Source organism: Pseudomonas sp. ICMP 460, from assembly GCF_002723595.1.
Classification (GTDB): Bacteria; Pseudomonadota; Gammaproteobacteria; order Pseudomonadales; family Pseudomonadaceae; genus Aquipseudomonas; species Aquipseudomonas kitaguniensis.
On sequence record NZ_LKBR01000012.1, the window covers coordinates 35,994 to 60,356 of the forward strand.

At 57.3% G+C, this 24,363-nt stretch carries 21 protein-coding genes and 2 tRNA genes; 1 reads left to right on the forward strand and 22 read right to left on the reverse strand.

Features of this window, described 5'->3' with window-relative positions; genetic code table 11:
• Positions 1 to 5 precede the first annotated feature (5 nt).
• From AO240_RS10000 to rlmE, 16 genes are all read right to left on the reverse strand, one after another.
• A complete protein-coding gene (locus AO240_RS10000) occupies positions 6 to 608 on the reverse strand; it encodes a BON domain-containing protein (RefSeq protein ID WP_058412542.1) in 603 nt (200 codons plus the stop codon).
• 297 nt (positions 609 to 905) lie between these two features.
• Complete coding sequence (gene pnp, locus AO240_RS10005) at positions 906 to 3,011, reverse strand: polyribonucleotide nucleotidyltransferase (RefSeq protein ID WP_058412543.1); 2,106 nt, start codon at positions 3,009 to 3,011, stop codon at positions 906 to 908.
• Positions 3,012 to 3,205: 194 nt separating this feature from the next.
• On the reverse strand, positions 3,206 to 3,475 hold the full coding sequence (rpsO, locus tag AO240_RS10010) for a 30S ribosomal protein S15 (RefSeq protein ID WP_058412544.1): 270 nt from the start codon (positions 3,473 to 3,475) through the stop codon (positions 3,206 to 3,208).
• A gap of 115 nt (positions 3,476 to 3,590) precedes the next feature.
• Entirely contained in the window at positions 3,591 to 4,508 is a 918-nt protein-coding gene (gene truB, locus AO240_RS10015; protein WP_058412545.1) for a tRNA pseudouridine(55) synthase TruB, read from the reverse strand.
• A 3-nt stretch (positions 4,509 to 4,511) separates the two neighbouring features.
• Positions 4,512 to 4,907: a 30S ribosome-binding factor RbfA gene (gene rbfA / locus AO240_RS10020; RefSeq protein ID WP_029298974.1), complete on the reverse strand. Its 396-nt coding sequence runs from the start codon at positions 4,905 to 4,907 to the stop codon at positions 4,512 to 4,514.
• A 159-nt stretch (positions 4,908 to 5,066) separates the two neighbouring features.
• Positions 5,067 to 7,583 carry a translation initiation factor IF-2 gene (gene infB / locus AO240_RS10025; RefSeq protein WP_099236407.1) on the reverse strand — a complete coding sequence of 839 codons (2,517 nt, stop codon included), beginning with the start codon at positions 7,581 to 7,583 and terminating at the stop codon, positions 5,067 to 5,069.
• A 27-nt stretch (positions 7,584 to 7,610) separates the two neighbouring features.
• A complete protein-coding gene (gene nusA, locus AO240_RS10030; protein WP_058412548.1) occupies positions 7,611 to 9,092 on the reverse strand; it encodes a transcription termination factor NusA in 1,482 nt (493 codons plus the stop codon).
• Positions 9,093 to 9,139: 47 nt separating this feature from the next.
• The gene (rimP, locus tag AO240_RS10035) at positions 9,140 to 9,598 is read right to left on the reverse strand and encodes a ribosome maturation factor RimP (protein ID WP_034117933.1); all 459 of its coding nucleotides are present in this window, start codon (positions 9,596 to 9,598) and stop codon (positions 9,140 to 9,142) included.
• Positions 9,599 to 9,738: 140 nt separating this feature from the next.
• Positions 9,739 to 9,815: transfer RNA gene (locus tag AO240_RS10040), tRNA-Met, on the reverse strand.
• A 96-nt stretch (positions 9,816 to 9,911) separates the two neighbouring features.
• A tRNA-Leu gene (locus AO240_RS10045) sits at positions 9,912 to 9,997 on the reverse strand.
• A gap of 22 nt (positions 9,998 to 10,019) precedes the next feature.
• Positions 10,020 to 10,403, reverse strand: a complete 384-nt coding sequence (gene secG / locus AO240_RS10050) for a preprotein translocase subunit SecG (RefSeq protein ID WP_010206600.1) — start codon at positions 10,401 to 10,403, stop codon at positions 10,020 to 10,022.
• A 4-nt stretch (positions 10,404 to 10,407) separates the two neighbouring features.
• Positions 10,408 to 11,163, reverse strand: a complete 756-nt coding sequence (tpiA, locus tag AO240_RS10055) for a triose-phosphate isomerase (RefSeq protein ID WP_099236408.1) — start codon at positions 11,161 to 11,163, stop codon at positions 10,408 to 10,410.
• 66 nt (positions 11,164 to 11,229) lie between these two features.
• A complete protein-coding gene (gene glmM / locus AO240_RS10060; protein ID WP_099236409.1) occupies positions 11,230 to 12,567 on the reverse strand; it encodes a phosphoglucosamine mutase in 1,338 nt (445 codons plus the stop codon).
• 16 nt (positions 12,568 to 12,583) lie between these two features.
• Positions 12,584 to 13,435 (reverse strand): dihydropteroate synthase, encoded by an 852-nt coding sequence (gene folP, locus AO240_RS10065; protein ID WP_099236410.1) that lies wholly within the window; start codon positions 13,433 to 13,435, stop codon positions 12,584 to 12,586.
• 8 nt (positions 13,436 to 13,443) lie between these two features.
• Positions 13,444 to 15,354 carry an ATP-dependent zinc metalloprotease FtsH gene (ftsH, locus tag AO240_RS10070; protein WP_099236411.1) on the reverse strand — a complete coding sequence of 637 codons (1,911 nt, stop codon included), beginning with the start codon at positions 15,352 to 15,354 and terminating at the stop codon, positions 13,444 to 13,446.
• A 200-nt stretch (positions 15,355 to 15,554) separates the two neighbouring features.
• Positions 15,555 to 16,205, reverse strand: coding sequence for a 23S rRNA (uridine(2552)-2'-O)-methyltransferase RlmE (gene rlmE / locus AO240_RS10075; protein ID WP_058412553.1), 651 nt, complete (start codon positions 16,203 to 16,205; stop codon positions 15,555 to 15,557).
• Between the two features lie 105 nt (positions 16,206 to 16,310).
• Here rlmE and AO240_RS10080 point away from each other — a divergent pair, with 105 nt between their 5' ends.
• Entirely contained in the window at positions 16,311 to 16,619 is a 309-nt protein-coding gene (locus AO240_RS10080) for a YhbY family RNA-binding protein (RefSeq protein ID WP_029298992.1), read from the forward strand.
• A gap of 23 nt (positions 16,620 to 16,642) precedes the next feature.
• Here the strand turns inward: AO240_RS10080 and AO240_RS10085 are convergent, their stop codons facing one another.
• The 6 genes from AO240_RS10085 to dnaJ form a co-directional block, all read right to left on the reverse strand.
• The gene (locus AO240_RS10085) at positions 16,643 to 17,047 is read right to left on the reverse strand and encodes an MFS transporter (protein ID WP_099236412.1); all 405 of its coding nucleotides are present in this window, start codon (positions 17,045 to 17,047) and stop codon (positions 16,643 to 16,645) included.
• A 28-nt stretch (positions 17,048 to 17,075) separates the two neighbouring features.
• Positions 17,076 to 17,552, reverse strand: coding sequence for a transcription elongation factor GreA (greA, locus tag AO240_RS10090; RefSeq protein WP_058412555.1), 477 nt, complete (start codon positions 17,550 to 17,552; stop codon positions 17,076 to 17,078).
• Entirely contained in the window at positions 17,549 to 20,770 is a 3,222-nt protein-coding gene (gene carB / locus AO240_RS10095) for a carbamoyl-phosphate synthase large subunit (RefSeq protein WP_058412556.1), read from the reverse strand. The genes greA and carB overlap by 4 nt, the downstream gene beginning before the upstream one ends.
• A 105-nt stretch (positions 20,771 to 20,875) precedes the next feature.
• Positions 20,876 to 22,012 (reverse strand): glutamine-hydrolyzing carbamoyl-phosphate synthase small subunit, encoded by a 1,137-nt coding sequence (gene carA, locus AO240_RS10100; RefSeq protein ID WP_099236413.1) that lies wholly within the window; start codon positions 22,010 to 22,012, stop codon positions 20,876 to 20,878.
• A 259-nt stretch (positions 22,013 to 22,271) separates the two neighbouring features.
• Entirely contained in the window at positions 22,272 to 23,078 is an 807-nt protein-coding gene (dapB, locus tag AO240_RS10105) for a 4-hydroxy-tetrahydrodipicolinate reductase (protein WP_099236414.1), read from the reverse strand.
• 10 nt (positions 23,079 to 23,088) lie between these two features.
• Positions 23,089 to 24,213: a molecular chaperone DnaJ gene (dnaJ, locus tag AO240_RS10110; RefSeq protein WP_058412559.1), complete on the reverse strand. Its 1,125-nt coding sequence runs from the start codon at positions 24,211 to 24,213 to the stop codon at positions 23,089 to 23,091.
• Positions 24,214 to 24,363 lie beyond the last annotated feature (150 nt).

Sequence of the window (24,363 nt, forward strand, 5' to 3'; positions counted from 1 at the left end):
TAGCGTTACTCTGCTTTCAGGCCATCGGCCGATACAGCTTTAACGCCTTTGATTTTCTTGGTGATATTCACCGCGGTGGTTTTCTGTGCTTCGGTCACTGCGACAGAAGAGGACAGGGAAACTACACCCTTGTTGGTTTCGACTTTGATGTCGGTACCAGGAATGCCTTTCTCGGTGACCAGATCAGCTTTCACTTTGGTGGTGATCCAGGTGTCCGAAGTGGCGTCTTTGGATTTGTCGATGTTGTCAGCCTTAACAGCGCCGCCAGCCAGCAGACCGTCAGCCGAAACGGCGGTTACACCTTTGATGCGCTTGGTGATCGCTACAGCAGTAGCTTTCTGCGAGTCGGAGATTGCTACTGTCGAGGACAGGGAAACCACGCCTTTGTTGGTCTCAACCTTGATGTCCGAACCAGGAATGCCTTTCTCGGTCAGCAGATCAGCTTTAACTTTGGTAGTGATCCAAGTGTCCGAAGTCGACTCTTTGGCCTGGGTCATTTCGCCGGCTGCCAAGGTCATAGGCGCCTGGGAAGGCTGGGCGAAGGCAGCGTTAGCCATGGCCAGGGTCAGAGCAGTAGCAGTTGCGGTAGCGAGAGCGAACTTCTTCATACGAGTAACTCCTGTTTTATTGAAAGACTGCAGTGTGTGAACCTTGATGCTGCAGCGTTAACAGGGATATTGCAGACACTGTGCCAAGTCACTTTGCAAATAAAAACCCTTATAAAACAACAATTTAACAAAATCATGAATTTTCGAAATCGTGCAACTTGCATGAAGGCAGCCATGACTGCATGCAAGTTGCGGTTTTTGGATATAACTAAGCGCTTGTTTTTTAGACATTTTCTGCAGGCGTAAAAAAAGGACCCCGAAGGGTCCTCTTTTCATCAGCGTGAAGCGTGCGGGTGATTAAACGCCCGAAGCCTTGGCTGCTGCTACGTCCTTGATGGACAGTTTGATACGGCCGCGGTTGTCCACGTCCAGTACCAGCACTTCCACTTCCTGGCCTTCTTTCAGAATATCGGTCACTTTCTCTACGCGAGCATCGCTCAGCATGGAGATGTGAACCAGACCGTCTTTGCCCGGCAGGATGTTGACGAATGCGCCGAAGTCGACGATGCGCTCAACCTTACCGACGTAGATCTTGCCGATCTCGGCCTCAGCGGTGATGCCCAGAACGCGCTGACGCGCAGCTTCTGCAGCTTCTTTGGTTTCGCCGAAGATTTTGATCGAGCCGTCGTCTTCGATGTCGATCGAAGCCTTGGTCTCTTCACAGATCGCACGGATGGTCGCGCCGCCTTTACCGATAACATCACGGATTTTGTCGGTGTCGATTTTCATCGCGATCATGGTCGGAGCATTTTCCGACAGCTCGGTGCGCGACTGACCAATGATCTGGTTCATCTGGCCGAGGATATTCAGGCGCGCTTCCAGGGCTTGGCCCAGAGCGATCTCCATGATTTCTTCGGTGATGCCTTTGATCTTGATGTCCATCTGCAGCGCGGTAACACCCTTGGCGGTACCGGCTACCTTGAAGTCCATGTCGCCCAAGTGGTCTTCGTCACCCAGGATGTCGGTCAGGATGGCGAACTTCTCGCCTTCTTTAACCAGGCCCATGGCGATACCGGCTACCGGCGCCTTCATCGGCACACCAGCGTCCATCAGCGCCAGGGAGGCACCGCAGACCGAAGCCATGGAGCTGGAACCGTTGGACTCGGTGATTTCCGACACAACACGAATGGTGTACGGGAACACATCAGCAGCAGGCAGCATGGCGGCAATCGAACGACGAGCCAGACGGCCGTGACCGATTTCGCGACGACCAGCACCACCCATGCGACCACACTCACCTACCGAGAACGGAGGGAAGTTGTAGTGCAGCATGAACGGGTCTTTTTTCTCGCCTTCCAGGGTGTCCAGCAGTTGGGCGTCACGGGCAGTACCCAGAGTGGCAACGACCAAGGCCTGCGTTTCGCCACGGGTGAACAGCGCCGAACCGTGAGTCTTCGGCAGAACGCCGACTTCGATGTTCAGCGGGCGTACGGTCTTGGTGTCGCGGCCGTCGATACGTGGCTTGCCGTTAACGATGTTTTCGCGAACGGTGCGGTATTCGATTTCGCCGAAAGCAGCTTTGACTTCGCTGGAAGAAGGCTGGCCTTCTTCACCGGACAGCTTGGCAACAACCTGGTCCTTCAACTCGCCCAGGCGAGCGTAACGGTCGGCCTTGACGGTGATGGCGTAAGCCTGGGAGATCGCGTCGCCGAATTCGGCACGGATAGCGCCCAGCAATGCAGTGGCTTCAGGCTGTGGAGCCCAGGCCCATGTCGGCTTGGCAGCTTCAGCAGCCAATTCTTTAACGGCGTTGATCACAACCTGGAACTCGTCGTGAGCAAACAGCACCGCGCCCAGCATCTGGTCTTCGGTCAGCTCTTTGGCTTCCGATTCAACCATCAATACAGCTTCCGAGGTACCGGCAACGACCATGTCCAGGCTCGATGCTTTCTGTTGCTCGTAAGTCGGGTTCAGCAGGTAGCCGGTGCTTTCATGGAAAGCAACACGGGCAGCGCCGATCGGGCCATCGAAAGGAATACCGGAAATTGCCAGCGCAGCCGAGGTACCGATCATCGCAGCGATGTCCGGATCGGTTTTCTTGCTGGTGGAAACGACGGTGCAGACAACCTGCACTTCGTTCATGAAACCTTCCGGGAACAGCGGACGGATCGGACGATCGATCAGTCGGGAAGTCAGGGTTTCTTTCTCGGAAGGACGACCTTCGCGCTTGAAGAAACCGCCAGGGATCTTACCGGCAGCGTAAGTTTTTTCCTGGTAGTGAACGGAAAGAGGGAAAAAGCCTTTGCTTGGGTCCGCGTGCTTGGCACCCACAACGGTCACCAATACGGTGACGTCGTCGTCAACGGTAACCAGCACTGCGCCGGAGGCTTGACGGGCGATACGGCCTGTCTCGAGGGTAACGGTCGACTGACCGAACTGGAATTTTTTGATAACCGGGTTCACGGTGTCCTACCTTCTTTGTGGCTCTTGGGGAACTTGTCTTCTTGCGAAATTCTTGGGCAATGTCGGGAATCGGCCCGATCCTGGTCCAGGGTAAAACGTGTATCCAGATAAAACTTGAGGCTGGGAGCCTGCCATGAACCAGCGGGAATCCCACTGACACACGACAGACAACCAACCTCTAGCGCAATCGCTTGTTAGCGACGCAGACCCAGGCGAGCGATCAGAGCCTGGTAACGGCCCAGATCTTTACCTTTCAGGTAGTCCAGCAGCTTACGGCGCTGGTTTACCATGCGGATCAGACCACGACGGGAGTGGTGATCTTTACCGTTGGCCTTGAAGTGACCTTGCAGCTTGTTGATGTTGTGGGTCAGCAGTGCAACTTGCACTTCTGGCGAACCAGTGTCACCAACAGCTTGCTGATAGTCAGCTACGATTTGTGCTTTTTCTTGAACGTCGAGAGCCATGAGGCAATCCTTTTTTCAGGAAACCACCCAAAGGGTGATCTCAACAGGCCAGGGACAAATCCCTGTATCTAAAAATGAGTGTTGACCGTGCCTGTTAACAGCCACACTCGTTCGGTCATTCTGACCGAATCAGTCGACGTGGCGCGATGCGCCCGTCTTCGCTCACTTCACCGATACCGATAAAGCGACCGTTGTGATCCTGTACCCGCACCATGCCGAACTTCGGGGCATCCGGGGCGCGTACCGGTTGGCCGTTAAGCCAGTAGAACGCGCTGTGCTCCGAGAAGTGCAGCAATGGCCAATCGAGCAAACCGCTGTCCGATGGCATCAGGAAGCGATCAACCGCCTCATTGCCGCCTTCGGCGTGTACGGCTTCCAACTCTTCCAGCGTGACGGTCTGCGCCAGGCTGAAAGGGCCGGCCTGTGTGCGTCGCAGTTCTGCAACGTACGCGCCGCAACCGAGCTGTTCACCAATATCTTCCACCAGGGTACGGATATAGGTGCCTTTGCTGCAGTCCACGGCCAAGCGGGCAGTGTCGCCTTCACAGGCGAGCAATTCCAAGCGCGCAATAGTAACAGAACGCGGTTCACGCTCCACTACTTCGCCCGCACGTGCCAGTTTGTAAAGTGGCTGCCCATCACGCTTGAGCGCGGAGTACATCGGCGGTATCTGGCTGATTTTCCCACGAAAACCGGGTAAAGCAGCTTCAATATCAGCACGACCAACGGTCACGTCGCGAACCTGCAAAACATCACCTTCGGCATCCGCCGTGGTGGTGGTTTTGCCCAGTTGCATCAGGGTTTCGTAACCCTTGTCGGAATCGAGCAGGTACTGCGAGAACTTGGTCGCCTCGCCAAAGCACAACGGCAGTACGCCGGTGGCCAGCGGGTCGAGGCTACCGGTGTGCCCGGCCTTCTCGGCATTGAGCAACCAGCGAACCTTCTGCAAGGCAGCATTGGAGGTAAAACCAATGGGCTTGTCGAGCAGGATGATGCCGCTGACGTTGCGACGGATACGTTTGACCTGAGCCACCGCTTACTCCTTGGCGTCTTCAGGTGTGGACGGGTGCTGATTGTCTTCCGCCACGGCGCGCTCGATCAGTGCCGACAGGTGCGCACCCCGTACGACGCTTTCGTCGTAGTGGAAATGCAACTGGGGAACACTGCGCAACTTCATTTCACGGGCCAACTGCATACGCAGGAAACCTGCGGCGGAATTGAGCACCTTGATGCTTTGCGCGATTTCTTCGCTATTGTCCTGCCCCATCACGGTGATGAAGATCTTGGCGTGACCTACGTCACGGCTCACTTCAACGGCGGTGATGGTAACCAGGCCAACGCGTGGATCTTTGACTTCGCGACGGATCAGTTGGGCCAGCTCGCGCTGCATCTGATCGCCGATACGCTGGGTACGGCTGTATTCTTTTGCCATGTCTTGTTACCTGTTACTGCCACACGGTGAAACCCGTGGGGTCTGAAAGCGGCAAACGCCCGGCCTGACAAAAGCCAGACCGGGCGTTGCGTTTAGAGTCCGAACGCTGCGCGGGGCATTTGCATGCCCACACGCTGCGTGGCTCCTGAAGTGCGCGAGTTAGAGGCTGCGAGCAACCTGAACCTTCTCGTAAACTTCGATTTTGTCGCCAGCTTTGACGTCGTTGTAGCTCTTGACGCCGATACCGCATTCCATGCCGGCACGCACTTCGGAAGCGTCGTCTTTGAAGCGGCGGAGGGATTCCAGCTCGCCTTCGAAGATAACGATGTCTTCACGCAGTACGCGGATTGGACGGTTACGGTGCACAACACCTTCGATAACCATGCAACCTGCGATCGCGCCGAACTTCGGCGAGCGGAACACGTCACGCACCTCGGCGATACCCAGGATATTCTCCCGAACGTCGCTGCCAAGCATGCCGGTAAGGGCTTTCTTGACGTCTTCGATGATGTCGTAGATGACGTTGTAATAACGCATGTCCAGGCCTTCCTGCTCGACGATCTTGCGAGCGCCAGCATCGGCACGCACGTTGAAGCCAAACAGTACAGCGTTGGAAGCGAGTGCCAGGTTGGCGTCGGATTCGGTGATACCACCTACGCCGCCACCGACAACACGCACTTGCACTTCGTCATTACCCAGGCCATTCAAGGCGCCGTTCAACGCTTCGAGAGAACCACGGACGTCAGATTTGAGGACGATGTTAAGCGTCTTCTTCTCTGCCTGGCCCATGTTTTCGAAGATGTTTTCCAGCTTGCCGGCGTGAGCGCGAGCCAATTTGACTTCGCGGAACTTGCCTTGACGGAACAGAGCCACTTCACGGGCTTTCTTCTCGTCCGACAGCACGCTCATCTCGTCGCCAGCGTCCGGGGTACCGTCCAGGCCGAGAATCTCGACAGGGATGGAAGGACCGGCTTCCTTGATTGGCTTGCCGTTCTCGTCGAGCATGGCACGTACGCGGCCATAGTTCGAACCGACCAGCACCATGTCGCCTTGGCGCAGAGTACCGTCTTGAACCAGAACAGTTGCAACCGGGCCCCGACCTTTGTCGAGACGCGATTCAACCACAACACCGCGACCTGGGGCCGAAGGGGTTGCTTTCAGTTCAAGTACTTCAGCTTGCAGCAGGACCGCTTCGAGCAATTCGTCTACACCGGTACCGACTTTCGCCGAAACCGAAACGAATGGCGTATCACCGCCCCACTCTTCGGACGTCACGCCGTGAACCGACAACTCGCTACGGATGCGATCAAGATCGGCGCCCGGCTTATCGATTTTGTTCACTGCAACAACCAGTGGAACACCCGCGGCCTTGGCGTGCTGGACAGCTTCAATGGTCTGCGGCATTACGCCGTCGTCCGCTGCAACTACCAGAATCACGATGTCAGTCGCCTTGGCACCACGAGCACGCATTGCGGTAAACGCGGCGTGACCCGGGGTGTCGAGGAAGGTGACCATGCCGCGTTCGGTTTCAACGTGGTACGCACCGATGTGCTGAGTAATACCGCCGGCTTCGCCAGCAGCTACCTTGGCACGACGGATGTAGTCGAGCAGCGACGTTTTACCATGGTCAACGTGGCCCATTACGGTCACGACTGGCGCACGGGAGAACGTCTCACCTTCAAACTTCAGGGACTCGGCCAGGGAATCTTCCAGGGCGGTGTCGCTGACCAGGGTCACTTTGTGGCCCAGTTCTTCAGCTACCAGTTGAGCAGTTTCCTGATCAAGCACTTGGTTGATGGTCGCTGGCGTACCCAGTTTGAACATGAACTTGATGATTTCAGCCGCTTTGACCGACATCTGATTGGCGAGATCGCCAACAGAAATGGTCTCGCCGATCTGCACATCACGCACGACAGGGCCGGTTGGGCTCTGGAAACCGTGAGCGTTGCGCTTTTTCAGCTTGGCCTTGCCGCGACCACCACGACGGAAGCTGTCGCTTTCTTCGTCGGTGGTACGTGGAGCAACGCGTGGAGCAGGCGCTTTCTCTTTGACCGAAGCACGATGCGGAGCGTTTTTACGCTCACCATCACCACCGCCACTGCGACGATTGTTGTCGTCGGCACGAGGTTTGTCCGGACGACGAGGTTCATCGCGTTTGCGGGCGTCAGCTGCAGGAGCAGCGGCAACCGGAGCGGCCTCACGCACAGCTTCAACAGGAGCGCTTGGCGCGGCAACTGCGTCAGCAGCAGGTTGCGCGGCAGTAGGCTGGCGACGCGCTTCTTCTTCGGCGCGACGCTTGGTTTCTTCTTCAGCCTTCTGACGAGCAGCATTTTCTACTGCACGACGTTCTTCCAGATCGCGTTTGCGCTCGGCTTCGATTTCTTCCGGGCTGCGTTGTACGAAGACTTTCTTCTTGCGTACTTCAACGCTGATGCTTTTGCTACCAGCAACACGCAGGGTGCTGGTGGTTTTGCGCTGCAATGTAATCTTGCGCGGTTCTTCCACTTTCGCCTTGTGGCTGCTCTTCAAGTGAGTCAGCAAAGACTGCTTCTCACTGTCGCTCACACCTTCGTCGGCGGCGGTGTGCGGCAGACCTGCCTCACGCATCTGCTGCAACAGGCGCTCTACCGGTGTTTTGACCTCATCGGCCAGTTGTTTCACCGTGACTTGCGTCATGCACTTCTCTCCTCAGGCCGCGCCTAGTTACTCGAACCAATGGGCTCGGGCGGCCATGATCAACTTGCCGGCACGATCATCGTCAATGCCGTCGATGTCGAGCAGATCGTCAATAGACTGCTCGGCCAGGTCTTCGCGGGTAATTACGCCGCGCACCGCCAGTTCCATCGCCAAATCCTTGTCCATACCCTCAAGCGAGAGTAGGTCTTCGGCCGGATGGGCGTCTGCCAGCTTTTCCTCAGTAGCGATGGCTTTAGTCAACAAACGATCCTTGGCCCGAGCGCGAAGCTCGTTGACGGTGTCTTCGTCAAAGCCGTCGATGTTGAGCATTTCTTCCAACGGTACGTAGGCAATCTCTTCCAGGCTGGTGAAGCCTTCATCTACCAGCACCTGCGCCAAATCTTCGTCGACTTCCAGCTCGTCGATGAAGTTGCGCAGGATGTCACCGGTTTCAGCTTGCTGCTTAGCCTGGATGTCCGATTCGGTCATCACGTTCAGGGTCCAGCCGGTCAGTTGGCTGGCCAGACGCACGTTCTGACCACCACGACCAATGGCCTGAGCCAGATTGTCTGCGCCAACGGCGATGTCCATTGCATGGGCATCTTCGTCAACGATAATTGCCGCCACTTCAGCCGGCGACATGGCGTTGATCACGAACTGCGCCGGGTTATCGTCCCACAGCACGATGTCCACACGCTCACCGCCCAATTCGCCCGACACTGCCTGGACGCGCGAACCGCGCATACCAATGCAAGCGCCCTGCGGGTCGATGCGTTTGTCCTTGGACCGAACCGCGATCTTGGCGCGCGAACCCGGGTCGCGGGACGCAGCCATGACTTCGATCAGGCCTTCGGCAATTTCCGGCACTTCGATACGGAACAGCTCGATCAACATTTCCGGCGCGGTACGCGACAGGATCAGTTGAGGGCCGCGGTTCTCGGTGCGGATTTCCTTGAGCAGCGCACGCAAACGCACGCCAACACGGAAAGTTTCGCGAGAAATGATGTCTTCGCGAGCCAACAACGCTTCGGCGTTGTTACCCAAATCGACGATCACGTTATCGCGGGTGACTTTTTTCACGGTGCCGGAGATGATCTCACCCAAGCGCTCGCGATAAGCGTCAACGACTTGAGCGCGTTCAGCTTCGCGAACCTTCTGCACGATGACCTGTTTGGCGGTCTGTGCAGCAATGCGGCCGAACTCGATAGACTCGATCTTTTCTTCGACTACATCGCCAACGCTGGAGCCAGGATGCGTTTCGGCAACCTTGCTTGGCCAGGTTTCGATGGCCGGATCATCAAGATCGGCTTCTTCGACGACCGTCCAACGACGGAAAGTCTCATAGGCACCGGTGTGGCGGTTGATTTCCACACGCAGATCCACTTCGTCTTCAAAACGCTTTTTGGTAGCAGTGGCCAGGGCCAGCTCCAGCGCTTCAAAAATCACGTTTGCCGGTACGCCCTTTTCATTGGATACCGACTCAACAACCAGCAGTACTTCTTTGCTCATCGTACGCCTCGCCTTTCGCAAGCCATTGGATCCGCGGGATCCGCGTCTCAGTCAAAACTGGGAATAATGTTGGCCTTGTCGATCATATCGATCGGCAACAGGAACTCATGGTCTTCTACCTGCACCACGACATCCTGCTCTTCTACACCGCGCAGAAGGCCCTGAAAATTGCGTCGCCCTTCGAATGGCGATCGCAGCTTGATCTTCACTTGTTCACCGGCAAATTTTGCAAACTGATCAATAGTGAACAGTGGGCGTTCCATGCCTGGCGAGGAAACTTCGAGGGTGTATTCAACAGCGATTGGATCTTCAACATCCAGCACACCGCTGATCTGACGGCTGACAATGGCACAATCGTCCACCAGCACGCCGCCCTCTTTATCGATATAAACGCGCAACATTGAGTGGCGACCTTGAGCCGAAAACTCAATACCCCAGCATTCATAGCCTAGGGCCACGATCACCGGGGCCAGCAAGGCCTGCAACTCTTCTAGCTTGCTCGACACCTGAACCCCCTCGTGCATGTATGTGCATGCTGTGCAAAATAAAAAAATGGGCGAAACGCCCATCCTTGAAACGCCGTCGAACAGCGGCGTTGAAAGTGTCCAGCTAACAAAAAGCCCCTTAAAAGGGGCTCCGCTAAAACTGGTTGCGGGGGCCGGATTTGAACCGACGACCTTCGGGTTATGAGCCCGACGAGCTACCAGACTGCTCCACCCCGCGACAAAGCTGGGGCGGAAGTATACGACCGATCCCTTACAGGGTCAATGTAACCTTCCACCTACAAGAAAGCCCGCAACAGCGGGCTCTCCTGATAATTGGTACCGAGAAGGGGACTCGAACCCCTACACCCTATGGGCACAACCACCTCAAGGTTGCGTGTCTACCAATTCCACCACCTCGGCAATACAGCGCTTACAACCCTTCTTACTTCTGCTCTTGAGCTGGAGGTACGTCAGTCGCTGGAGTAGCCGACTTTTGCTCTTGAAGCACCGGGACATCATCAGAAGCCGGTTTTGCTTTTGGTACTTCCAACACTGCCGGGTTTGGCAAACCTACTTGAGTCAGCACATGAGCTTTCTCTTTAGCAAAGTAACCTAACCCTAAGCTGGTTATGAAGAAACCGGCGGCAAGTATAGCAGTAAACTTACTAAGAAAGGTAGAGGAACCTTGGCTTCCGAATACAGTATTTGAAGCACCTGCACCGAAAGACGCACCAGCATCCGCACCTTTACCCTGTTGCAGCAAAACCAGGGCAACTACGCCCAGGGCAGCCAACAGATGAAAAACGACTACGACTGTTTCCAGCATTTTTTCAGTTTCCCGCGGCGCGACAAATCGCACCGAACTCATCTGCATTCAGGGAAGCTCCACCAATGAGCCCCCCATCGATATCCGGCATGCCGAACAGTTCGACCGCATTGGCCGCCTTCACGCTGCCGCCGTATAGAAGCCGCACACCTTGTGCGACCTCAGAATTCTCTGCCGCCAACTGAGCGCGGATGGCTGCGTGCACATCCTGCGCCTGTTGCGGTGTAGCAGTCAGCCCGGTACCAATGGCCCAGACCGGCTCGTAAGCAATTATTGCCTTGGCAAACGCACCCACACCCAGCTCCTCGATGATGCTGCCCAGCTGACGCGAGACAACTTCAAGCGTTTTGCCCGACTCACGCTGCTCAAGGGTCTCCCCTATGCACAGTATCGGAATCAGACCAGAAGCCTGTGCCGCTGCAAACTTGCGGTTGAGCGTTTCATCACGCTCGCCCATCATCTGACGGCGCTCGGAGTGCCCGACAAGCACATAGGCACAACCGGCATCAACCAGCTGACTCGGCGAAATCTCACCGGTCAACGCACCTTGCATGGGCTCCACCGCAGAATTCTGCGCGCCGACCTGGATCGACTTGCCTTCCAAGCCATCAACCACTTGGCTGATATGCAAGCAAGGCGGAAAAACCGCAACATCAACACCGCCAGGCAAGGCCAAGTGACGAAGGCCGTTGATCAGCTCAGCGACACTGGCGCGGGTACCGTGCATCTTCCAGTTACCAGCTACCATAGTGCGACGCATGCTGTACCTCGTCGGTCAAAGTGGGCGCAGATGTTACCCAACCGCATCATCACTGGCAAGCCGAATTCAGGCGCAAACTTCAGTTACCAGTTTTGCCAGGTCTTCGGCATGGCCGCGAACCTGTGTTTCGTCTTCACCTTCGACCATGACGCGCACCAGAGGCTCTGTGCCAGACTTGCGCAACAACACCCGCCCACGCCCCGCCATTGCCAGGTTCACACGCTCGCAAGCCTCTTTGACGGCAGGGTGCTCGATCGGATTTTCGCCGCCGGCGAAACGCACATTCAACAGCACTTGCGGGCACTTGCGCAGCGCTTGGCGCGCCTGGGCCAGGCTCTCCTCGCGACGACGCAACGCCAACAGCACTTGCAGCGCTGCAATAATTGCGTCACCCGTGGTGGTGTGCTGGAAGCACACAATGTGCCCCGAATTCTCGCCGCCGACCAACCAGTTACGCTCCAGCAGCTCCGCAATTACATAACGGTCACCGACGTTGGCACGGACGAAGGGAATCCCTAGGTCTGCCAATGCCAGCTCAAGCCCAAGGTTACTCATCAATGTTCCGACGACACCGCCGTGCAGCTTGTTCCGCTCATGCAGGTCGCGAGCGATGATGAACAGCAGGTCATCACCGTCAACCACAGTACCGGTGTGGTCGACCATCAGCACACGATCGCCGTCGCCATCAAAGGCGATGCCCAAATCGGCATGCTCGGCCAGAACCGCCGCCTGCAACTGCTCCATGTGAGTGGAGCCGCAGTTATCATTGATGTTCAGGCCGTTTGGCTGAGCGGAGAGCACGGTTACCTGCGCGCCCAGTTCCTTGAATACGCTCGGCGCGACCTTGTAAGTCGCACCATGGGCGCAGTCGACCACAATCTTCAAACCGGCAAAATTGGTGCTGCTGGGCACGCTGCTTTTGCAGAATTCGATATAACGACCAGACGCGTCGTTGATCCGCGATACTTTGCCCAGCTTGCTCGACTCCACCACCGTCATCGGCGCATCCAGCAGCTCTTCGATCATCAGCTCGATTTCGTCCGGCAGCTTGGTGCCTTGACCCGAGAAGAACTTGATACCGTTGTCATCATGCGGGTTGTGCGAGGCACTGATCACAATACCGGCTTCAGCGTGAAAGGTACGCGTCAGGTAGGCGATCGCAGGCGTCGGCATTGGGCCGAGCAGCATTACATCAGCACCTGCGGCGGACAAACCGGCCTCCAGAGCCGACTCAAACATGTACCCCGAAATCCGGGTGTCCTTGCCGACCAGAATGCGGCACGCGCCCATGCTGCGAAACGCCATGCCCGCTGCCCAGCCCAACTTGAGCATAAAGTCAGGGGTGATCGGGAATTCGCCGACCCGACCACGGATACCGTCGGTGCCAAAATATTTCTTTGTCATAAGTACTCCATCATTCTTATTCGGCTGATTCTACAGCAGCGATCATACGCACTAGATCGACCGTCTCGGCCACGTCATGCACACGTAAAATACGTGCACCCTTGGTCACGGCAAGCGCCGCAAGCGCCAAGCCGCCGTATAGCCGCTCACCCACTGGACGGTTCAAGGCCTGCCCTATCATGCTCTTGCGCGAAACGCCGACCAACAAGGGCCGGCCCAAAGCATGCAAGGACTCCAGGTGCTTGAACAGGCTTAAATTATGTTGAAGGGTCTTGGCAAAGCCAAACCCGGGATCAAGGATGATCTTTTCGGCAGCAATTCCTGCCTTGGCGCATTGAGCCATTCTTTGCGCAAGAAACCCACTCACCTCGCCAACAAGGTCTTCGTAATGCGGGCTGTCCTGCATGTTGCCGGGCTCACCGAGCATGTGCATCAGGCACACCGGCAAACCGGTTGCTGCTGCAGCATCAAGGGCACCGTCGCGCTGAAGTGAACGCACATCGTTGATCAACCCCGCCCCCAGGCGCGCTGTCTCGCGCATCACGGCAGGGGTTGATGTATCAACCGAGACGATCACATCCAATTCACGCGCGATACGCTCGACGACCGGCGCCACTCGCTCCAGTTCCTCCAAAGGAGAAACCACGCGGGCGCCGGGCCGGGTCGACTCACCACCGACATCAATCAACGAAGCGCCAGCCGCGACCATTGCCTCGGCATGACGCAGTGCGGCATCCAGCTGACCGAATCGGCCACCGTCGGAGAATGAATCGGGGGTTACGTTAAGAATGCCCATGACATGTGTATGGGCCAAATCAAGAACCCGGTTGCCGCAAGGCAACCGGGTTGAAGACAACGCAGAAGTCATTTCAAACCTTAGTGATCAGCTGCAGGGCCACCGATCGGGGATTCAGGGCGTTCGTTCGAAACCACCGGCGGAGTGCCCGATGTACCCGAGCCACCTTCCCAGTCGCGAGGTTCGCGCGGTGTACGACCTGCCATGATGTCGTCAATCTGATCGGCATCAATGGTCTCGTACTTCATCAGCGCGTCAGCCATGGCATCCAGCTTGTCGCGGTTGTCGGTCAGGATCTGTTTGGCCGTGCCGTAGCATTGGTCAATGATACTGCGCACTTCGGAGTCGATCAGCTTGGCTGTCTCACCGGAGAAGCTGGCGCTTTGACCGCCACCCCCACGCCCAAGGAACACTTCGCCTTCTTCCTCGGCATACATCAAAGGACCGAGTTTTTCCGACAAGCCCCACTTGGTCACCATGTTTCGTGCAATCTGGCTGGCACGCATGATGTCGTTGGAAGCACCGGTGGTCACACCGTCGAAACCAAGGGTCATCTCTTCAGCAATTCGGCCACCGTACAACGAGCAGATCTGGCTGATCAATGCACGCTTGGAGAGGCTGTAACGATCCTCTTCCGGCAGGAACATGGTCACACCCAGCGCCCGACCACGAGGAATGATCGACACTTTGTAGACCGGGTCATGCTCAGGCACAACGCGACCGACAATGGCGTGACCTGCTTCGTGATAAGCGGTGTTTTGCTTCTCTTTCTCGGACATGACCATGGATTTGCGCTCGGCGCCCATCATGATCTTGTCTTTGGCCAGCTCAAATTCTTTCATTTCAACAATGCGCTTGCCGGTACGGGCTGCGAACAACGAAGCCTCGTTCACCAGGTTAGCCAAGTCAGCACCGGAGAAACCAGGCGTACCACGGGCAATGACGGCAGGAGCCACGTCGTCACCCATTGGCACTTTGCGCATGTGTACTTTCAAAATCTGTTCGCGGCCACGGATGTCCGGCAAACCAACCACCACCTGACGGTCGAAACGACCTGGACGCAGCAATGCAGGGTCGAGTACGTCTGGGCGGTTGGTTGCGGCAATGACGATGATGCCGTCATTCATTTCGAAGCCGTCCATCTCTACCAGCAACTGGTTGAGGGTCTGCTCACGCTCGTCATGACCGCCGCCCATGCCAGCACCACGATGGCGACCGACTGCGTCGATCTCATCGATGAAGATGATGCATGGCGCGTGCTTCTTGGCCTGTTCAAACATGTCGCGAACACGGCTGGCACCGACACCGACGAACATTTCGACGAAATCAGAACCGGAAATGGTGAAAAAAGGCACCTTGGCTTCGCCGGCAATCGCCTTGGCCAGCAAGGTTTTACCGGTACCCGGAGGACCCACCATCAGCACACCGCGAGGAATGCGACCGCCCAGACGCTGGAACTTGCCTGGGTCGCGCAGGAACTCGACCAACTCACCGACTTCTTCCTTGGCTTCATCGCAACCTGCAACGTCAGCCAAGGTAGTTTTCACCTGATCTTCGGAGAGCAGGCGTGCCTTGCTCTTGCCGAAGCTCATCGGTCCGCCCTTGCCCCCCGCACCACCTTGCATCTGGCGCATGAAGAACATGAACACGGCGATAATCACCAGGATCGGGAAGCTGGCAACCAGCAACTGGGTCCAGATGCTCTGGCGCTCAGGCTGCTTGCCTTCAACAACCACGTGGTTATCCACCAGGTCGCCGATCAGGCCATTGTCCGGGATATTCGGGCGGATGGTCTTGAAGCTGTCGCCATCGTTGCGTTTGCCGGTGATCACGAAGCCATCAACCGCTACGCGTTCGACCTTGCCATCCTTAACTTGCTGGATGAAGTCGGAATAGTTGAGGGTCTGCGGCTCGTTAGGGCTGGAGAAGTTGTTCATCACCGTCACCAGGACAGCCGCGATGATCAACCACAGGATCAGATTCTTTGCCATATCGTTCAATTAACTACCCTCTGAAGCAAGCTCCGCTACTGGCGCGCGCTTCGCATGATATTCACCGGCCTAACTTACTACATTACCTACAACACTGGCAGGCGCCGTCTGTAACCCTTTGTGAAACTTTGACTACACAATATTCGTAAAGCTTCGTGACGAAAGCGATATAAAAAAACCTATCGCCTCCCTTCAAATCCTCAAAGACGCTCATCACTGGCGGCGCCTTCGATGCCACGGAAACCGCGGCCCAGCAAATATTGCTCGCGAGACCGGCCGCGTGAAGAGTCCGGTTTGCGCATCTGTACCTTGTCGAACAGCTTGCGAATGTTCTTGTGATACTCGTCGAAGCCTTCACCCTGGAAAACCTTGACCAGAAAATCACCACCCGGACGCAGTACTCGACCCGCCAAGTCCAGTGCAAGTTCACACAGGAACATCGCTCGTGGCATATCAACGGCCGGTAATCCACTCATATTGGGGGCCATGTCGGAAATCACAAGGTCTACCTGCGAATTTCCCACCGCCGCAAGAATTTCAGCCAGCACCGCGTCCTGAGTGAAGTCCCCGTGAACAAAGGTCACATCAGAGATGCTGTCCATTTCCAGAATATCGGAAGCGATCAAACGCCCTTGACCACCAATCAGACGACTGGTCACCTGCGACCAACCGCCGGGCGCGGCGCCAAGATCGATAACCGTCATGCCAGGGCGGATCAGTTTGTCCTTTTCCTGCAGCTCAAGCAGCTTGTAACTCGCACGGGAGCGGTAGCCGTCCTTTTGCGCCATTTTGACGTAAGGGTCGTTGAAATGCTCTTGCAGCCACTTAAGGCTAGTTTTGGAACGGGCCACGGGCCACCTCGAAAATAAAACGGGTCGTGATTAACTGGGCGGTCCCGGACTCGCTCGGGTAAACTGGCCGCCGCTTTTTACAAGATCAGACGCAGGGGTCAGATTATGCCGCTCACTCAAGAGCAGAAGAAACAGTACAAATCCATTGGCCATCATCTGAAACCAGTTTTGATTGTGGCAGACAACGGTTTGACTGAAGGTGTGTTAGCCGAACTTGAACGCGCATTGGGCGATCACGAACTGATCAAAATCAAGGTCAACATCCTTGACCGCGAAGCGCGCTTGGCCGCCATTGCAGAACTGTGCAAGGTTGGCAAAGCAGACCTGGTTCAGGTCATCGGCAAGATGGCACTGCTGTATCGCAAGAACTTCAGTGCCAACAAGCAGTTGTCGAACGTTCATCGCTTCAAGTGATAACGCTCAAATGACAACAAGGGTTACGGGCGCGCTTCGCGTGCCCCGCCACTCCATCCCGGCGCCGGCTGCATAACCAGCACCAAGCCTGCGAACCCTAGCACAAGATAGCTGAACAGCTGCCAGCGCAACGCTTCCGGCAGCCATATATGCACCCCGCAAAACATTGCGCATGCATACAGCGCCATCAACAGCAGTTGGCCGCGAATATCCCGCCACAAGCTCTCCATGCCCTCGGCCTTGATCAGCACCAGCACCTGGAGCGTCACGCACGCCGCCGCAAAGCTCACCAGCAGCACGCTCAAAAATCCATCGATCTCATCGATCAGCAACGGCGCCAAACCAATCAGGCCCAGCGCCGGCAATATACCAATGTGTAACAACCACACGCCGCCAACCCAAAGCATCTGGGCAAGCTGCCAAAGCATGGCGCCCGCACGCAGCGGGCGCCGTCTTTCAGAGGTGACGAACTTCAACAATCTCGTACTCGATTACGCCACCAGGGGTTTTCACCGCCACCACATCACCCTCTTCCTTGGCAATCAAGGCACGCGCGAGCGGTGAGCCCACGGAGATCTTGCCAAGTTTGAAGTCAGCCTCGTCTTCACCCACGATGTGGTAAACAACGCGCTCGTCAGTCTCGACGTTGGCGATTTCCACCGTGGTGCCGAAAATCACTTTGCCGGTCTTCGGGATAGTGGTGACGTCGATGATTACCGCATTCTGCATACGGCCTTCGATGTCACGGATGCGCGCCTCAACCATACCCTGCTGCTCGCGAGCAGCGTGGTATTCGGCGTTTTCCTTGAGATCGCCCAGCTCGCGGGCCGTACCGATGTCCTGGCTCAGCTTCGGACGGACGACCTTGGTCAGGTGGGCGTGCTCCTCTTCCAGGGCTTTGGCGCCCTGGACGGTCATTGGGTATTTGATCATGCCTTCAATCCTGCGTGTAGATCCTGCAAGCGACGCACGGTCTTTTCCGGACCGAACTTGAGCGCTTCGCAGATGGCTTCGCCAGCAGCAATAGTCGTGGTGCAGTAGATCTTGTGCTGCAAGGCATTACGACGAATGGAGTACGAGTCCGCGATCGACTGGCGACCTTCGGTGGTGTTGATGATCAGCGTGACTTCGTCATTCTTGATCATGTCGACCACGTGCGGACGGCCTTCCGTCACCTTGTTGACGCGGCGCACTTTCAGGCCGGCAGCTTCGATCACCTTGGCTGTCCCGGCGGTGGCCACGACTTCAAAGCCCAAGTTGATCAGATCACGCGCCACACCTGCAACCAGTGGTTTGTCGTCATCACGCACGCTGATAAACGCCGTACCGCCGGTAGGCAGCACTTCGCTGGCACCCATCTGGGCTTTGGCGAACGCTTCACCGAAGGTATCGCCCACACCCATCACTTCACCGGTGGACTTCATCTCTGGGCCCAGGATCGGGTCCACGCCAGGGAATTTGGCGAATGGGAACACCGCCTCTTTCACGCTGTAGAAGTTCGGGATGATTTCTTTGGTGAAGCCGATTTCTTTCAGGGTCTTACCGGCCATCACACGGGCAGCGATCATCGCCAGCGACACACCGATGCATTTGGAAACAAATGGCACGGTACGCGAAGCGCGCGGGTTGACTTCGATGACGTAGATGTCTTCGCCTTGCAGCGCCAACTGAACGTTCATCAGGCCGACCACGCCCAGCTCCAGGGCCATTTTCTTGACCTGTTCGCGCATCTCGTCCTGGATGTGCGCCGGCAGCGAGTAAGGCGGCAGCGAGCAAGCGGAGTCACCGGAGTGAACGCCCGCCTGTTCGATGTGCTGCATGATCGCGCCGATCACCACGTCAGTGCCGTCGCAAACCGCGTCCACGTCCATCTCGATGGCGCAATTGAGGAAGTGGTCGAGCAGCACCGGGCTGTCGTTGGAGACTTTTACCGCATCACGCAGGTAGCGCTTGAGCTCATCTTCTTCGTAGACGATTTCCATCGCCCGGCCGCCCAATACGTAGGACGGACGCACCACCAGCGGGTAGCCGATCTTGCTGGCCGCGCGGATAGCTTCGTCTTCGCTGCGCACGGTGGCGTTAGGCGGCTGACGCAGGTTCAGGCGCTCAACCATTTGCTGGAAGCGCTCACGGTCTTCGGCACGGTCGATGGCATCCGGGCTGGTGCCGATGATTGGCACGCCAGCGGCTTCCAGTGCGCGAGCCAGTTTCAGCGGAGTTTGGCCGCCGTACTGCACGATCACGCCTTTTGGCTTCTCGACGCGGCAGATTTCCAGCACATCTTCCAGGGTTACCGGCTCGAAGTACAGACGGTCGGAAGTGTCGTAGTCGGTGGAAACGGTTTCCGGGTTGCAGTTGACCATGATGGTCTCGTACCCGTCTTCGCGCAGCGCGAGGGCGGCGTGTACGCAGCAGTAATCGAACTCGATGCCTTGGCCGATACGGTTTGGCCCGCCACCCAGGATCATGATCTTGTCGCGGCCCGACGGCGCGGCTTCGCACTCTTCCTCGTAAGTGGAGTACATGTACGCGGTGTCGGTGGCGAACTCGGCGGCGCAGGTGTCAACGCGCTTGTAGACCGGGAAAATATCCAGCTTGTGGCGATGCGTGCGCAGGTTTTTCTCGGTCACACCCAGCAGCTTGGCCAGGCGCATATCGGAGAAACCCTTGCGCTTGAGGCGGAACATCAGGTCGCGGTCGATAGAGGACAGGCCGAGGGTCTTGACCTTCTCTTCTTCCTTGATCAGGTCTTCGATCTGCACCAGGAACCACGGGTCGATCATGTTCATGCCGAAGATGTCTTCGACGGTCATGCCCGCGCGGAAGGCGTCAGCGACGTACCAGATGCGCTCGGCGCCCGGCACGGTCAGCTCACGCTTGAGCACGCTCATGCTTTCCGGGTTGCTCAGGTCGAGCTTCTCGTCCAGACCGCAAACGCCCACTTCCAGGCCACGCAGGGCTTTCTGCAGGGATTCCTGGAAGGTCCGGCCGATGGCCATGACTTCACCCACCGACTTCATCTGAGTGGTCAGGCGCGCATCGGCTTTCGGGAATTTTTCGAAAGCAAAGCGTGGCAGCTTGGTCACGACGTAGTCGATAGACGGCTCGAACGACGCTGGCGTAGCGCCGCCAGTGATTTCGTTTTGCAGCTCGTCCAAGGTGTAACCGATCGCCAGCTTGGCCGCGATGCGCGCAATCGGGAAGCCGGTAGCTTTCGATGCCAGCGCCGAAGAACGCGACACACGCGGGTTCATCTCGATCACAACCATACGGCCAGTGTCGGGGCAGATGCCGAACTGAACGTTGGAGCCGCCGGTTTCAACGCCGATCTCACGCAGTACCGCCAACGAGGCGTTACGCATGATCTGGTATTCCTTGTCCGTCAGGGTTTGCGCCGGAGCAACGGTGATCGAGTCACCGGTGTGCACGCCCATCGGGTCGAAGTTTTCGATGGAGCAGACGATGATGCAGTTGTCCTTCTTATCGCGGACAACCTCCATCTCGTACTCTTTCCAGCCGATCAGGGATTCGTCGATCAGCAGCTCTTTAGTCGGCGACAGGTCCAGACCACGCGCGCAGATTTCTTCGAACTCTTCACGGTTGTAAGCAATACCGCCACCGGTGCCGCCCATGGTGAAGGACGGACGAATAATGCACGGGAAGCCGAGCTTTTCGAGAACCGCGTTGGCCTCGTCCATGCTGTGGGCGATACCGGAGCGCGGGCAGTCAAGGCCGATGGACTTCATGGCCTTGTCGAAACGCGAACGGTCTTCAGCCTTGTCGATGGTGTCGGCATTCGCGCCGATCATCTCTACGCCGAACTTCTCCAGAACGCCTTCGCGCTCCAGGTCGAGGGCGCAGTTCAGTGCAGTCTGGCCGCCCATGGTTGGCAGCAGCGCGTCCGGGCGCTCTTTCTCGATGATCTTGGCAACCGTCTGCCACTTGATCGGCTCGATGTAGGTGGCGTCGGCCATGTCCGGGTCGGTCATGATGGTGGCCGGGTTGGAGTTCACCAGGATGACGCGGTAGCCCTCTTCGCGCAGGGCTTTACAGGCCTGGGCGCCGGAGTAGTCGAATTCACAGGCCTGGCCGATAACAATCGGGCCAGCGCCGAGAATCAGGATGCTTTTTATGTCTGTACGTTTTGGCATGGGTTTGTCACTCAAATCCGCAGGTCAGTCGGCAAGCCGTCTTGAACAATCCTTGAAGAGCCTGAGGGGGCCGCCGGTTTCCCGGGCCACCCTCAGGCCACTCAGTTAGCGTCGCTTGGCCATCTCATTGATGAAACGGTCGAACAGCGGCGCTACGTCGTTCGGGCCAGGGCTTGCTTCAGGGTGGCCCTGGAAGCTGAACGCGCTCTTGTCGGTGCGCTCGATGCCTTGCAGGGAACCGTCGAACAGCGACTTGTGAATGGCGCGAACGCTTGCCGGCAAGGTCGCTTCATCTACCGCAAAACCGTGGTTCTGGCTGGTGATCATCACAACGCCGGTGTCCAGGTCTTGCACTGGGTGGTTGGCGCCGTGGTGGCCGTGACCCATTTTCAGGGTCTTGGCGCCGGAGGCCAGGGCCAACAACTGGTGACCAAGGCAAATACCGAACACCGGAATCTCGGTCTCCAGCACTGCCTTGATCGCCGTGATGGCGTAGTCGCAAGGCTCAGGGTCACCCGGGCCGTTGGACAAGAACACACCGTCCGGCTGCATGGCGAGTACGTCGCTGGCAGGAGTTTGCGCCGGCACCACGGTCACGCGGCAACCACGCTCAACCAGCATGCGCAGGATGTTGTACTTGATGCCGTAGTCGTAGGCCACAACATGGTACGGCAAGTCAGCGGCGTCGATGGTCGCGTGGCTGTCGGTCTTCAAGTCCCAGACAGTGGAGCGCCACTCGTACTGCTCTCGGGTGCTGACAACTTTCGCCAGGTCCATGCCTTTCAGGCCAGGGAAACCTTGCGCTGCGGCAATCGCCGCTTCTTCGGAAATATTGTCACCCGCCATGATGCAGCCGTTCTGCGAGCCTTTTTCACGCAGGATGCGTGTCAGGCGGCGCGTATCGATACCGGCGATTGCCACCACATTGTTGGCTTTCAGGTAATCGGACAGCGACATCGTGTTACGCCAGTTGCTCGCAACCAGTGGCAGGTCGCGAATCACCAGGCCCGCCGACCAGACACGATCAGACTCGACGTCTTCCGGTGTAGTACCGGTGTTGCCGATGTGCGGATAGGTCAGGGTAACGATCTGTTGGGCGTAGGAGGGATCGGTAAGGATTTCCTGATAGCCGGTCATGGCGGTGTTAAACACCACCTCTCCAACGGTTTGACCGTCGGCTCCAATGGCTTCGCCGCGAAAAATGCTGCCATCAGCAAGGGCGAGTATGGCTGGCTTAGTCAAGAAGACCTCCCGTAAATAAAGCCTGAAAGGGCGATCGCAGGTTGTAAAAAAGCGGAGTGACGTATGGACACGTCACCCCGCTTCTTCACTGAATTATTCTGCGCGCTTTTAGTGGACACACTAAAGCTGTAGCTTACAGAAAAAGGCTTTTTTGGTCCACCGCTAATGAGCCTTAAAGGCAGGGGAATGCGACAGAACATCGCTTAGCGGGTAAAAACGGGGCCTCAGGATAATCCCAAGGCCCTGTTTTAGCTACTGATTAGTGCAGGTCCAGCACATCGCGCATGTCATACAGACCCGGCGTACGGCCTTCCAACCACAGCGCGGCACGCACCGCACCTTTGGCGAACGTCATGCGGCTGGAAGCCTTGTGTGTGATCTCGAGGCGCTCGCCTTCGGTGGCGAACAACACCGTATGGTCGCCGACCACATCACCACCGCGCACGGTCGCAAAACCAATGGTGTCACGCGCACGCTCACCGGTATGACCTTCACGGCCATACACCGCGACTTTCGACAGGTCACGCCCTAACGCATCGGCAATCGCCTCGCCCATGCGCAGCGCAGTGCCCGACGGCGCATCGATTTTATGGCGATGATGCGTCTCGATGATTTCGATATCCGCCTCATCACCCAACACCCGCGCCGCCAGATCCAGCAGCTTGAGGGACAGGTTCACGCCGACACTGAAGTTGGCCGCGAACACCACCGGAATATCCTTGCCCGCCTCAACCAGCAACTGTTTCTGCTCGGCACTCAAGCCCGTGGTGCCGATCACCATGGCCTTGCCCGCTTTGCGGCAGAACGCCAGGTTTTTCAGCATCACGTCCGGCAGCGTGAAATCGATCAGCACGTCAAATTCGTCAGCCACCTGCGCCAGGCTGCTCGACAATGAAACACCGATGCGCCCCAGCGAGGCCAGCTCACCAGCGTCTGCACCGATCAACGTGCTGCCTGGCCGGACGATCGCCGCCGTCAGCCCCGAGGCAGGTGAGCGCTGCTGCACCGCCTCGACCAACGCCTTGCCCATGCGCCCGGCAGCGCCCATTACGGCTATACGTCGCATATTCACGTCCTTACAGGTCGCCAAAGAAGCGCTTCACACCGTCGAAAAAGCCGGTGGTTTTCGGCGAATGGGAGTCATCGCCTTCCAGCGAGCTGCGGAACTCTTCAAGCAGTTCACGCTGACGACGGCCCAGATTGACCGGCGTTTCGACCGCCACACGACACATCAAATCGCCCGCACCGCCACCCCGCACCGGCGCAACGCCTTTGCCACGAATGCGGAACTGCTTGCCGGTTTGCGTACCTTCGGGAATCTTGAGTTTTACCCGGCCATCAAGGGTCGGAATATCCAACTCACCACCCAAGGCTGCGTCGACAAAGCTGATCGGCACTTCGCAGAACAGGTGCTTGCCATCGCGCTGGAAGATCGAGTGCTCGCGCACATTGATCACCACGTACAGGTCGCCGGTAGGCCCACCCTGAACGCCCGCCTCACCTTCGCCCGACAGGCGAATGCGATCACCGGTGTCAACACCCGCCGGCACTTTCACCGACAGCGTCTTGTACTCTTCGACACGGCCTTCGCCGTGGCACGAGTCGCACGGATCGGAAATGATCTTGCCTTGGCCATGGCAACGCGGGCACGTCTGCTGCACGGAGAAAAAGCCCTGCTGCATACGCACCTGGCCGATACCGCCGCACGTTGGGCAGGTAATCGGCGCAGAACCTTTTTTAGCACCCGAACCATCGCACGGCTTGCAATTGACCAGCGTCGGCACACGGATATTGACCGTGGTGCCGCGTACGGCCTCCTCCAGGTTCAGTTCCAGCGTGTAGCGCAAATCGCTGCCACGCTGGGCACCGCCACGCTGACCACCCCGGCCACCGCCGAAGAAGTCGCTGAATACATCACCGAAAATATCGGAGAAGTTCTGACCGCCAAAACCTGCACCGCCGCCACCCATGCTTGGGTCAACGCCAGCATGGCCATACTGATCGTAGGCCGCGCGCTTGTTTGGATCACTCAGGCATTCGTAGGCCTCGTTGGCCTCTTTGAACAGATCTTCGGATTCTTTGCTATCCGGATTACGGTCCGGGTGGTGCTTCATCGCCAGACGGCGGTAGGCCTTTTTCAGGTCCGCCTCGCTGGAGCCGCGCTCCACACCCAATACTTCGTAATAGTCACGCTTTGCCATAAGTCTTTGCACTCTTAAGGACGTTCAGCCAGGCCCTCCTGAGCCTGGCCAAACTCGCTGAGCCCCAATACAGGCCCGGACCCAACTCACGTCAATTCAACGATCCTGGTCGTTACTGTTTTCAGCCAGCAACCCGGCCAAAAACGCGGT